The 12111-nt window shown below is 49.2% G+C and carries 16 protein-coding genes; 6 read left to right on the top strand and 10 right to left on the bottom strand.

What is annotated here, in order from left to right; all coding sequences use genetic code 11:
• Positions 1 to 3 precede the first annotated feature (3 nt).
• The 5 genes from HVZ37_RS22655 to HVZ37_RS22635 form a co-directional block, all read right to left on the bottom strand.
• The gene (locus HVZ37_RS22655; RefSeq protein ID WP_110820779.1) at positions 4 to 432 is read right to left on the bottom strand and encodes an antirestriction protein; all 429 of its coding nucleotides are present in this window, start codon (positions 430 to 432) and stop codon (positions 4 to 6) included.
• A gap of 414 nt (positions 433 to 846) precedes the next feature.
• Positions 847 to 1614, bottom strand: coding sequence for a hypothetical protein (locus HVZ37_RS22650; RefSeq protein WP_181628548.1), 768 nt, complete (start codon positions 1612 to 1614; stop codon positions 847 to 849).
• A 68-nt stretch (positions 1615 to 1682) separates the two neighbouring features.
• A complete protein-coding gene (locus HVZ37_RS22645) occupies positions 1683 to 2093 on the bottom strand; it encodes a DUF1380 family protein (RefSeq protein ID WP_181628547.1) in 411 nt (136 codons plus the stop codon).
• 44 nt (positions 2094 to 2137) lie between these two features.
• Positions 2138 to 2359: a hypothetical protein gene (locus tag HVZ37_RS22640; protein ID WP_181628563.1), complete on the bottom strand. Its 222-nt coding sequence runs from the start codon at positions 2357 to 2359 to the stop codon at positions 2138 to 2140.
• Complete coding sequence (locus HVZ37_RS22635) at positions 2359 to 3039, bottom strand: DNA methylase (protein WP_181628546.1); 681 nt, start codon at positions 3037 to 3039, stop codon at positions 2359 to 2361. The genes HVZ37_RS22640 and HVZ37_RS22635 overlap by 1 nt, the downstream gene beginning before the upstream one ends.
• Positions 3040 to 3955: 916 nt before the next feature.
• Between HVZ37_RS22635 and umuD the strand changes: the two genes are divergently transcribed.
• Together umuD and HVZ37_RS22625 are read left to right on the top strand one after the other, a co-directional pair.
• Entirely contained in the window at positions 3956 to 4378 is a 423-nt protein-coding gene (gene umuD / locus HVZ37_RS22630) for a translesion error-prone DNA polymerase V autoproteolytic subunit (protein WP_181628545.1), read from the top strand.
• Positions 4378 to 5652, top strand: a complete 1275-nt coding sequence (locus HVZ37_RS22625; RefSeq protein WP_181628544.1) for a Y-family DNA polymerase — start codon at positions 4378 to 4380, stop codon at positions 5650 to 5652. The genes umuD and HVZ37_RS22625 overlap by 1 nt, the downstream gene beginning before the upstream one ends.
• 38 nt (positions 5653 to 5690) lie before the next feature.
• Here the strand turns inward: HVZ37_RS22625 and HVZ37_RS22620 are convergent, their stop codons facing one another.
• From HVZ37_RS22620 to HVZ37_RS22605, 4 genes are read right to left on the bottom strand one after another with little or no spacing between them, the layout of a single operon-like run.
• On the bottom strand, positions 5691 to 6014 hold the full coding sequence (locus HVZ37_RS22620) for a hypothetical protein (RefSeq protein ID WP_181628543.1): 324 nt from the start codon (positions 6012 to 6014) through the stop codon (positions 5691 to 5693).
• Positions 6011 to 6418, bottom strand: a complete 408-nt coding sequence (locus HVZ37_RS22615) for a hypothetical protein (RefSeq protein ID WP_249418394.1) — start codon at positions 6416 to 6418, stop codon at positions 6011 to 6013. The genes HVZ37_RS22620 and HVZ37_RS22615 overlap by 4 nt, the downstream gene beginning before the upstream one ends.
• Before the next feature lie 26 nt (positions 6419 to 6444).
• Complete coding sequence (locus tag HVZ37_RS22610; protein ID WP_249418393.1) at positions 6445 to 7482, bottom strand: ParB/RepB/Spo0J family partition protein; 1038 nt, start codon at positions 7480 to 7482, stop codon at positions 6445 to 6447.
• Positions 7479 to 8345 (bottom strand): ParA family protein, encoded by an 867-nt coding sequence (locus tag HVZ37_RS22605; protein ID WP_181628541.1) that lies wholly within the window; start codon positions 8343 to 8345, stop codon positions 7479 to 7481. Before HVZ37_RS22605 ends, HVZ37_RS22610 begins: the two co-directional genes overlap by 4 nt.
• Positions 8346 to 8801: 456 nt before the next feature.
• On the opposite strand from HVZ37_RS22605, the gene HVZ37_RS22600 reads away from it, so the two are divergent.
• From HVZ37_RS22600 to HVZ37_RS22585, 4 genes are all read left to right on the top strand, one after another.
• Entirely contained in the window at positions 8802 to 9176 is a 375-nt protein-coding gene (locus tag HVZ37_RS22600; RefSeq protein ID WP_181628540.1) for a hypothetical protein, read from the top strand.
• Between the two features lie 152 nt (positions 9177 to 9328).
• Complete coding sequence (locus HVZ37_RS22595; protein ID WP_181628539.1) at positions 9329 to 9580, top strand: hypothetical protein; 252 nt, start codon at positions 9329 to 9331, stop codon at positions 9578 to 9580.
• On the top strand, positions 9580 to 10131 hold the full coding sequence (locus HVZ37_RS22590) for a hypothetical protein (RefSeq protein WP_181628538.1): 552 nt from the start codon (positions 9580 to 9582) through the stop codon (positions 10129 to 10131). The genes HVZ37_RS22595 and HVZ37_RS22590 overlap by 1 nt, the downstream gene beginning before the upstream one ends.
• Positions 10132 to 10368: 237 nt before the next feature.
• Entirely contained in the window at positions 10369 to 10929 is a 561-nt protein-coding gene (locus tag HVZ37_RS22585) for a hypothetical protein (protein ID WP_181628537.1), read from the top strand.
• 80 nt (positions 10930 to 11009) lie between these two features.
• On the opposite strand, the gene HVZ37_RS22580 is transcribed toward HVZ37_RS22585, so the two are convergent.
• Positions 11010 to 11783: a hypothetical protein gene (locus HVZ37_RS22580; protein ID WP_181628536.1), complete on the bottom strand. Its 774-nt coding sequence runs from the start codon at positions 11781 to 11783 to the stop codon at positions 11010 to 11012.
• Between the last annotated feature and the right edge of the window lie 328 nt (positions 11784 to 12111).

The raw sequence follows: 12111 nt of genomic DNA, 5'->3' as shown, positions 1-12111 counted from the left end.
TAATCAGTCGAGCGCGGCATAAATGGCGTTGCATTCAGGGTGAAAGGTAATGTGATTCCAGAGCTGGGTATCACGCAGCATGTACAGGCGGGTCAGCGCAGCATGGCCGCAGTCGTGATGTGTCCAGCAACGGCGGTTAATCGCGAGAGAGGTCAGAATGATCCCCGCCGCGTCAGCGCTGACGGTGCGATCAAACCAGTTTTCACTGTTGATCATATGTACCCGACCACAATCGGGCATCATGTAACCGCCACCTTCCGGCAGACGGATAAAATGCCAGAAACCGCCGCTGTATTCAGGCATCCACTGTTTCGCCAGCGCGTACACCTGTAATTCAGCCAGCATAAAGTCATTGCCGAACATATACGGCAGGAAGGAAAGACGATCGCATTCTTCGACGTTCAGGGTGTGCTGATGGGCTGCATGCTGCATGGTAAACCTCCGTAATCACATGGTCTGCGACACCGGGCGGTGCCGTGCATCCATAACAGACGGGCGATCAGGCGGGAATGCAGGGGCGCAAGGGAAGCCGCAGCCTGACGCACACGGCTGACGGGAGTTGCAGGGAGAGTCCGTGAAACCTGAACGGACGAACAACCGGAAAATCCCGGCAGACGGGAAGGAAGGACCGGGTGACCGCAGCGGCGCAGCGAACCCTTGCATTCCTGCCAGCCCGGCTACGATGGATGCACGGCACAGCCCGCACACGGCACCGGACTGACAGAGTGGAAAACCACCAGGCAACGTCACGCAGGGACGGTGCCGCCATAAAAGCGGAGCCGGCGACATCCTTATGGCTTATGAGTCACCGGCGGTTCAGAAGAAGGGGTTTCCCCCTTCCCTCCTTTACTCCCCTGCCGGGTCAGTGCTGCGGACCTCGTCTACCACATCCCTCAGCACGCGGCGATCAAACCAGCGGCGTACCGGTTCCCCCGGGAAACGCAGAATGTCGGTCATCACCCCGGCAGCTTCAATTTCTTCCCGGCGTTCATTCACCAGTGTGAGCAGAACCGGACAGAACCGCGCATCCCGGACCAGTACCGCGTCCAGCACCTTATCCAGTAACTCACCATCGTCGTTGTCCAGCCAGTTCTCATGGTCATACTCATCAGCCAGCAGCCGCCAGTCTCCGAACTGCTTCTCCATCAGCCGCGGCACGGCTGACGGAGCCATCGCCGCTGCCAGGTGTTTCGCGTCCTGACGGGCGATTTCGCATACCCGGTCAGTAAAATCTTTCAGGAAGGCCAGCAGGTCGTCACATTCGGCTTTTGTCAGCCATTCCTGCGCGTAAGGCAGACTGATGCGCGTACAGTCCGGCAACGCCTCGGGGCGGGGGTAAGCCTGCACCGGGTACAGATGAAGGCGGGCAGGCGTTCCTGTCAGCCGTTGCGCGCTGGCGATCAACAGGTGCGCCCGCCCGCCACTGAGGGTCTGACAAAGGCGGTTGGTCAGCGTCAGGATTTCATCCGCGCTGAGCACGCCGCTGACGGACAGCCAGCCGGGAACCTCCTGCGGGGCCACCTGTATCACACCGACACTTTCAGGCCAGCCGGACCGGCGCAGAAGGCTGTCACCGTGGCGCAGAATGAGGGCGTTCAGGGTATCGTTATTCATGGTTATTCTCTCTGTATGCTGTAAGGGAAGTGCCGCCCCGTAAGGACTCACAGGGCGGTAAATCAGGATCAGGCCGCCAGTTGTTGCCTGAGTCGCGCAATATCCGCCTGAGCGTCAGCCACGGTCGGATAATGCCGGCGAACAAGCGGCCATGCCTGAGCATCCCCTGCATCCAGCGCCAGCCCGGCGACGTCAGTCAGGCGGGCCAGCAGGTCGGCGGGAACACTGACTGTCGGGACATCCACCCGTAATCCGGCATACAGCGCCTGTACCGTGCGGTATGAAACGCCCTCTTCGGTATGTTCGCCAGTGCCGGTGCGGCCAATCTCCTGCAAAATTGCGTCGGCCTCACGTTCCGTCATGTTCTCCATCTGTGCCTGTACGTCCTGCTTTGTCCAGACCAGCAGGGCAAAGCGCTCGTCGTTGCCAAACATACGTTTGAGTTTTTTATTCAGTTCCTTGCGGGTGCCATACATCATGATTTTTCTCCGTTAATTCCGTGGGGCGGCACCGCCGCCCGTGCTCAGTCTTTAAAGCTCTCATCGAGCATCAGTGTTTCGTTGTAAGCCTCATTCAGAAGGGTGTTAATGCGTCGCAGGCTCTGCCCGGCCAGGCGTTCGGCCAGGCCGTCGTGCTGCCAGTGCCAGCGCTCTTCCAGCACTTTCAGGGTGGCGCGCAGGTCGCACATGCTGCTGGCCAGTTCCGCCACCTCCGCGCGAAGCTGCTCGTGTCCGCTGTAGTTCATCACGCGGCCTCCGGGTAAAAGACGTCGTTTGCGGCCGGGCGCTGCATGGCGCGCTGTACGGCTGACAGGCGGGCAATCCCGGCCCGGTGGTACTGCTCCATCAGCTCAATACCGATGTAACGGCGCCCTGACTGAGCGGCCGCCACGCAGGTGGAGCCGGAACCGGCAAACGGATCGAGAACGATGGCGTTCGAATGTGTGAAGCTCTCGATCAGCGGCTGGAGGCAGGTAACGGGTTTTTCGGTCGGGTGGTGCCGGTTGCCTGAATATTTCCACGCAATCACGTCATTCAGCGGGTTTTGCGGCAGGGGCGGACGGCCTTTCGCCAGGATGTAAGCGCATTCGTGGCGGTAGCCCACATAGGCCGCCTTCGATGTGTAGGTTTTCGGGAAAACCAGATGACCAACAACACTGAACCCGGCATTTTTCCACGCCGCCATAAAGCGATCGACGCGGTTCCAGCCGTAGAAACTGATCATCAGCGCATCTTTTTTGAGTACGCGGTACATCTCATTGCTGGCAGGTTGCAGCCATTCGTCAGTTTTGTCGCCGGCAATGCTGCGGCCGGAACGGTCACGGAAACCGACCAGGTACGGGGGATCGGTGAGGATGAAATCAACGGCACGGTCAGGAAAGCCAGCCATAATATCGACGCAGTTACCCAGGATAAAACGGGACATAGGGATACCTCGTGGTTACAGGGGGCACCCAGGAGGACGTCGCCGCGACGTCCGTTCCCTGCTGCCCGGAGCCTGTACGCCGCGACCGGTAACGGGTCAACGCCGACCGTGGAATACCGCAACCGTCAGTCTTTTTGACGGTGAGGATATGCCGCGAAAGCGGCTTGAAGGGCGTTCCTTAAACCTGCGAGTGGATGGAGTAAAATAACAACGACGCCGGACAGGAGCGGAAAAACCGCCCGTCCCGTGTCCGTCCGGTCGCGGCACACTGGCTCCGGGCAGTGGATATCCCCGCGCGAAGCGCGGCATGAATGCGGAGCAGCGCGACATCATTTGAAGAGGTAAAAAAACCGGGATTAATGCTTCCCTTGCGGACACAGCGGTCAGGTTGTCGTGATACGCACAGCCGTTTCAGGAAGGAGTAGGGAGGGGAAAGGAAAATTTCACATAAGGGATAATGTGATTTACATCACAATACCATGTTTTATAATAGACGAAAAGTTAAGCGGTTAGTTTTGACGGCAGGGATAAGATGTCACCCTGCCGTTTTTTTAGTCTTGCTGTGTCCGGTGCCAGATTAATCGTTCAGAAGCCGCACCAATGCGACGTAGCGCGTCCAGCAACTTCACACAGACCAAAAAATCATCCGGAGGTGTGCCTTTTTCCGGCCAGTCTGCAGGCCGTAAAGGCCACGCTCCATGATACCAACCTCCCACGATGCAGCACCTGTCAGGCCACAACAACCAGCGTCCGGTCTTTTTCACCAGACCCGGCTACTGAGATTCAGGGATGTTCCGGGCATCTATTTTTCCAGGCAGAACAACTACCTGATGGGGTCAGGCAAAATTTAACTTGCAGGACAGAAAATATCTTAAATAATACTGTATATAAAAACAGGTATTTTAAAAGGTATGTCATGTTACTTTTTGTCTCTCCCGAATCTGAGCCAGTGCGATCCAATACTCCTCTGTTTACAGAACGTTGCGCGGCAGGTTTTCCGTCGCCAGCTGCGGACTATACCGAAGAAGAACTGGATCTTAATACGTACTGTATCCGTCGCCCAAGCTCGACCTATTTTGTCCGGGCTATCGGTGATTCGATGAAGGATATGGGTCTGCACTCGGGTGATCTGATGGTGGTAGACAAAGCAGAAAAACCACTGCAGGGTGACATTGTCATCGCTGAAACAGATGGCGAGTTTACGGTTAAACGCTTGCAACTGAAACCACGTATCGCCCTGCTGCCAATGAATCCCGCCTACCCGACTCTTTATCCGGAAGAATTGCAGATATTCGGTGTGGTGACGGCATTCATACACAAAACTCGGGGTACGAAGTGATGTTTGCGCTCGCTGACGTCAACTCGTTCTATGCAAGTTGCGAAAAAGTGTTTCGTCCTGATCTGCGGGACAAGCCCGTCGTGGTTCTCAGTAACAACGATGGCTGTGTAATCGCACGCTCAAAAGAAGCGAAGCTGCTGGGCATAAAAATGGGCATACCGTGGTTTCAGCTGAAGTCGACCGAATTTCCGGAACCGGTGATTGCGTTTTCCAGTAATTATGAACTCTACGCATCTATGTCGAACAGGGTCATGGCACACCTAGAAGAACTGGCGCCGCGCGTTGAGCAGTATTCAATTGACGAGATGTTTCTGGATATTAATGGCATAGACCGTTGTATTGCCTTTGAGGATTTTGGACGCCAAGTGCGCGAGCATGTTAAAGCAGGCACCGGTCTGACCATTAGTATCGGCATAGCACCGACGAAAACTCTGGCTAAGAGTTGCCAGTGGGCCAGCAAAGAATGGCCACAATTTCGAGGTGTACTTGCGATTTCGCATGCGAAATCTAAGCGCGCCAGCACCCTTCTTTCACTTCAGCCGGTGGAGGAAATCTGGGGAGTGGGGCAGCGAATAGCGAAGAAGCTGAATACAATGGGTGTTAAAACTGCTCTGCAACTGGCGCAAGCAAATCCGGTTTTCATCAGAAAAAATTTCAACGTGGTTCTTGAGCGAACAGTCAGGGAGCTTAATGGAGAAAGCTGTATCAGCCTAGAAGACGCACCACCTCCAAAACAGCAAATAGTGTGCAGCCGTAGTTTCGGTTCGCGCATAACAGAATACGAAGATATGCACCAGGCGGTATGCCAGTATGCAGAGCGTGCAGCTGAGAAACTGAGGGGAGAAAGGCAGTTCTGCAGGCATATATCGATTTTCATCAAAACGTCGCCGTTCGCCGTCAACGAAACCTACTACGGGAATGTGTCCAGCAAGAAACTAATGACGCCAACCCGGGATACACGGGATATCATTGCAGCAGCTGTGAATTGCCTCGACAGAATTTGGGTAAACGGGTTCAGGTACATGAAAGCCGGGATTATACTCGATGACTTCACGCCAACCGGCGTGTCGCAGTTAAACCTATTTGATGAAGAGCTACATCATACTAACAGTGAACAGCTGATGCATGTACTGGACAGTATCAATCATTCCGGGTTGGGAAAAGTGTGGTTTGCTGGACAGGGAATATCTGAAGGATGGCAGATGAGACGTGAAATGCTGTCGCCGGCATACACTACGCGCTGGAGTGATCTCCCGGTGGCAATGATAAGATGATCTGCCACCGAAAGATTTCGCATGCGAAATCAGGGAAATTAGTTGCGACGAAATAGTTTCTTGAGAGGGAGGGTGAGTTGATAATGTTGCTTTGCCCAACGCCCATAACTGTTTTCTGACACATACACCCGGCCTTCTACATCATCTCTATAGTAAAGTATGGTGATGAGTCCATGTTTCTGTAAGTAGCCAGCCACGCTTGTAACGTTGTTACGCACAAAACCGGTTTGCTTCTGGAAGATATCAAGGTCGAGGCCTTCGGCGCCCGAATCTGAAGCATCCAGCAGGCATGCGATTAAAGCAGACGCAATTGAACGCCGACCTGAGTTTACGATTAATGCATCAAGTTCCTGAAAGTTCATTTGTATTTCCTGCTGGAACGATAATGCGCCTCTTCCTCTATCGCGGCAGTTAACCAACCGGCAGCGGTGAGCTTATCAATTGATGCCGGCAATCTCGTAAGGAGTTCATTGAGAGAATAGTTTCTGTTGGCTTTATAAAATAACGCCGCCATACCACACCATTCCAGACTCGTACCAGGCCTCCAGCCAGTCTCAAGCATTAGTTTGAGCGCGGTTTGCGCAGCCCAAAGAGGCGTGTTATTCGGTTTAAGCACCCACTCTGCTATCGCTGCACCAGGGACTGGCCTGGAGCGAGTAACATACCCATTCTGGATGGCCGCATCAGTCAGCGTTGCGGCGTTTTGGGATGGGGTGCCTGACTGTGCCAGAGACCACTGTTTTACGATATGGCCACGAAACAACATAGCCATTTCCGTGAACGGTGTCGTCTTCATTTTGAAGGTTTTAATCCTTTAATGCGAAGTTGAGACGCTTCAACAGACACTTCACCGATATCGACTTTGATCCAGATACTCCCGTCTTCTTCAGGACCTCTGTCAGTAAGAACAAAACCTTCCTGCCCATCAAATTCAACTATAACCAGCCACGTTTGTGGCTTCTTATCCGTAGGGGGATTCTTAGCAGACCTGTTACTTTTACCCTGAGATTTCGCATGCGAAATCTTGCTTTTATCATTACGTTTTATGTCATCAAGGACAGACTTCACCTGAGCCCTGGTTATACCCGTTTCGCGTGCAGTTGCGACGAGTTTATCAGCTTCTTCTGGTGACTTTTCGCTGATCTGTATAAGGGTGTAAGCCAAGTCTACGTCTGCAGTAATTTTATCTCGTAAGAGTGATGCTACATTATTAGGTGCATTAAGCAGGCGGAGATGTTTACTAACGAATGATGTGGGTTTCCCCATCGTCTTTGCGATCTCTTCACCAGTCATTCCGAATTCTTTCTTAAGCTCATTAAAAGATTTTGCCGTAGCAAGAGGTTTTAACCCTGACTGATGGAGGTTCTCAATAAGCTGGCCGATAATTCGCTCTTTTCTATCCTTTGGTGGCTTACCAACATAGATATCGATAAATCGTTCACCGCGCTTCCTTGCAGTTCGAACACGGGTTTCCCCCATCCATATCTGATAACCGCGTTTATCACGAGGATAACAACGAGGAGGAGTAAGCATACCTATAGAATCGTAGGTATCAGACATGCCATCTATAATTTCGTCATCGAAATCTTCTTCAGGACGAACCTGTTCCTCTGCGTAAACAAGGTCAATATCGACACGGATAATCTGCCCTTCTGGTTCAATATCTGGCCGGGCTATGTCTGCCATAATGCGATGAGCATTTACATCATGATGCTGTACGTCAGGCTGTTTATTAACAATTACCTGTTCTATGTCTGATACAACCGGAGTTGCTTTCCGTTGTTGTTGCTGTGCTTCAAGCCGCTTTAAAAATGGTTTCTTAGCCATCATTTCCCCCCGGCAAGTTGAATAATTTTATGGGTCATCTCTTTGTACTGAATTGCAGGGAGACACGCAGGATCGTATTCACTGAATGAAAGACCGAGTTCGATAGCTTCTTTTGCAGCAGCAGGAACATACGAAATATAAGAAAGGATGTACTCTTCTGAATAGCCTTTTTCCTCAAGAATTTCGATGAGCAGATTGAGGTTAAGCGTATCGATCGGTCCAAGATATCCTTCTTTAAGTGGTTTTTTGTAATTTTTAACCTGAGTTTGAGTTACGTAAGTACCCATGAACTGAAGTCCAGGATTATAGTTTCGCTTAATTTTTTGCATGTAGGCGAGTTGTTTCCCTACAGCCTTCCGTGACTGCTTTTCAAGAAGCGTCGGAATCAATAGGTAATCTGCAGCCATATGCGCGGCAACCATCACATTCGAATATGAAGGTGCAGAATCGGCAATAATGAAATCAAACTGCTTCTTCAACTGATCGATGCGATCACGGAAATCAAACATGCAGTCTGAATTGCGATAGTTTATTTCGTTTAGTTCGCTTGTTGCTCCAATGATGAAGCGGTCACCAGGAAGCTCGACTGGGTTAACTGTCGTTTCCGGGAAGAAAAGCTGATAAGTATTCGCTTCACCAGGGGTAAAGCTATTGCTCATTGGCTCTCGTTCAATAGCCAGGGGAAGCTCATCCGGGAAAGCTCTCTCTGTTAACCCTGTAGTCCAGTCCATATCGATTTCAAGCGTTCTGTAACCAGCTTTACGAAGGTCAAATGCGATTTCAGATGAAGACTGGGACTTAACAATGCCCCCTTTCTGACTGCACACAACGATTAACTTGCCTGTCGAACCTATTTTGAGAGTCATGTGTTTATCCTTTGAATTTCGCATGCGAAATGTTTAAGAAAGGGCAGCACTGCTTAGATGAAATCATGAAAAAATGTATTAATAAATCAACTAGATGATTCATACGCACTCCTGTGAGTCTGGCGTTCCGCCGAAGATTGGAACAGCTATCTGTTCCAAAATGTGTTGCTGATAAACTAAAACAACGAACACAGTATACAAAAAACCATTGCATATCAATAAAGATATGCAATAAATTTCGCATGCGAAATGTGAGGGAAAGATAAGCTGTGTGATGACCCGTGACAAAATGAAGCGAACATGGTCCCAGAAGTTCCTGTTCAACTTTGATACAACAGTCATTCCGTCCACTACTGGCACGCCAAACTGAATAAACAGCAATTTATTTCCAATGACTAAGTTTCATCTAAAGAACCACATATTCAGGTCGATAATTACTAAATCACTGACGGAGATATGACGATGAAATGTTGTTGTGGATTAAAAATTTTCTTTTTTCTCATGCTATTCACTCAGCTTGCCAACGCAAAATCCCCCTGCTATAAACTGGCGACGACGGCATTCTTCAACAGTAGCCTTGCACCGACAATTTCGACACCCGATAGTTTAAAAGATGCAAATGCTGAAATGGCAGATGGTGAAACATTCTGCAAACGTCTTGTTCAGGCCGTCAAAACCAAGAAAACAACATCCGGGATTTTGAGAAAAAAAGCGGATGACATGCTCAAGGCCGCAAAAGACGACTTCGAACACGATGGTGATATGGATAAGCTTGAACTTGCAAAATATCACTATGATCTGGTCGTTGGCTCTGCCCGTATTGCTGAATAACAGCCTTAGTGTTCCTTTTTATTGGATTATGTTCAGCGCTAGCATTTCACCGCCAACGGCTGCACGACCAACTGACAGAGCGCTGGCAAAAGCGCCGTCTGATATTATTTATGTCTCCCGGCTTGCCCCTCCATAATGAGGAATACTGTATCATGAATTTTTATTACACCCTGGAAATCGAAGACGGGATATATGTTTTTGAACGTGCAGACCGCCGTGATTTCAGCTCAGTGGAATGGCATATCGACGAGGCGTTTTTCGATAATCCTGCTCACCCGACCGATAACGAAATAGCGTTGCTGGATATGGTTTGGGATCACCGGGAAAGCCTGAAAACCGTCTGGCCACTGTTTCAGGAACATCGTTTCAACTATCACCTTAATAAATCCATAGGGAAACTTTAATGCGCCGCTCACTTATTCTGGCTTTCGCTGTTATTCCACTTTTCCTGCCCCTCACACAGCCCCTAGCCGCACCGGCTCCCACGGCGGTCACACTCCCGTCCGGGACTGATCTCACCCATGAATTTTTCCGCTACACTGACCACACCGCGCTGATCAGAAGTGTTAAGTTGCTGGAAAAATTCGGCTTTAACACGGCCACAGTAGCCGAAACGCTGGATTTAAACACCTGGCCTGGCGGCACGGTGGTGTTCCGGCCTGTCAATGGCGCGAAACCTCTCGATCTCGCGGATGCGCTTGCCGCACTGCATAACACACTCCAGCCCATCACGCAGACGGCCACAGATTCCGTGAATATCCGGAATGCTCCGGTAAGCCAAGGTGAATACAGCGCGACAATTGCGCAGTCTTACCAGGTGGTAAAGGATGGCGCAGTCGTGAACGGTAACACGCTGCTCGATATACCGGTCAACGGACTGGCCCTCACCATAATTAAAACCGGTGATAACCAGTTATTATCTATATTATCCCGTGTACCACAGGCCAATGAATAATTAACGGAGAGTGGTATGTATCAGGAGGTATTTGATGCGCGGAATGCCAGTAAAACTACGGCAGAACATGTAAAAGCATTAGCCGAATTACACTCCCGCATCAGCCTGGAGACAACCGTAATTCTGCCCAGTTTTGCTGGTTGCGCGAGATCTGGCCTGATATGATGCGCTATATGTTCGTTAATCAGGCGGTGGAAGCTTAGTATTCAGTTGAACTGCAACTACGAAGGAATAACAATGTTTAATTGCAATATAGAAATAAATAACTCTGTAACGAATGTTGATCATGTAAAATATGCCATTGAACAAGCAGGTGTAAAAACAGGAGAAGCTTTCATAGACAGCCTGTTGGGAAAAATCATTAAAATTTCTGAAACCTCATCACGCCTTGATATCATCGAGTCTGTGATTGACGCTATTACAGATGCTGCACATTACCATCATGATGTACGCGGACTTATTAATGTTTTCCGCTACCTTGCTGATAAGTTCTCCTATAATTTTGATATTGATGATACTTTTGAGTCTTTAATCATATGTTTCAAATATCGAGATACAAAAGTATGGGACAAAGTTGCCATCCCGGCATCACGAATTAAATATATCAAGCAGCATGATATTACACCCTTATACAACGCTCCAATCGATATTATTTCACAATCAAAGGTTTCTTGCGTAACTGATGATAATGAATATTTCCTTATTCTCCCTGCATATATGCCAGTTATAAGTTTGAAAACTGATATCGTTTTCGAAAGTATCTCTCGTCATTATAATAAATCAATGAACATTGAATAATAAGAAACTGTTTTCTTATTGCAAAAAACCGCTTGGCGGTTTTTTTACGCCTTTCCTGCCCGTTAGGTAAAACACCCAAGTCACAGCGGTGTTCTTGACGCTCCCGGAGGAAGAGGAACCTCGAATCTGCCATGCTCGCTTTCGTATCGCCGGATAAATACGTTCACCTGCCTGTTCAGTTGATTAAACAAAGAGATAAGGTCGGCGATCAGCCCCGCCACATAACCCTCATCAATGATGATTTTGTGTTGGTTCAGCCTGATAGTTTTTATCCGTTTACAGTAGCTTTCTATATCCGCAAGGCGCTCCACCCTGTGTTGATCTATCTCCCCTTCGGAATGAACCAGAACATGCCTGATTTGTTCCACTTTCAGCATATCTTCCCAGAGTTTCCACAATACGTCCCCCTGGTTAATATCAAAACCGGCTTCGTGCCTCAGAAATTTACGGAAATGTTTAATGCATACATCTTTGAATTTATACTTTTCACTCATGTCTTGCGGAAGTAGTTTATTGACTTTAGTACACAATGTTTTAATTTGATTCTCAAAAAAATTGTACAGTGTGATCACCATTGCCTTACGATGCATGGGTGGATAAATATCACTGAAAGCCTGAAACTCTAGGCTGTGGAAGTCGAGAATATCTTCGTGATGATATTCGTCATTGCGCTCTAACTGTCTTTGAACCTCTTCACAAACTTTGATATGACTCTGCGCTATATTATCTTCAGCATATTTATTATATGCAGCATAATCATGAAGGTCGTTTCTTGTGAAATGGCAAAGATGAAAAAGGGTTGTACCGAAGAAATCGATAACATTGGGGTAGCGAAATTCAGTATCCAGTTCCATACATATCCTTCATCGTATGACAGCCTTATGCCGTTGCCGGTCGCACCGCTAAAGATAAGCATCATCATAATTCCCGCCCGGACTGGACGTACAGGACTTTCTGCCCAGTGCGCGAAAAGGGAAAGGACAATGCCCCGTCCCCGTCTGATTAGTACGCCCAGATTACGGCGATATATTTGCCACTGAACAGTATGCGATAGGCAAGCCTATCGTACACTAACTCAGCTCCGTTTAGTTCAATGACCAATAACATGGACACCTCCCGAATTGCCGATCCATCTCGGCAGGACATAACCACACATTTGCCTGGCTACATTATATTTATCAG

Source organism: Citrobacter sp. RHB35-C17 (genome assembly GCF_013816795.1).
GTDB lineage: Bacteria > Pseudomonadota > Gammaproteobacteria > Enterobacterales > Enterobacteriaceae > Citrobacter_A > Citrobacter_A amalonaticus.
The sequence above is the reverse complement of the archived record's forward strand: the minus strand, read 5'-3'. Positions and strand labels throughout refer to the sequence as shown.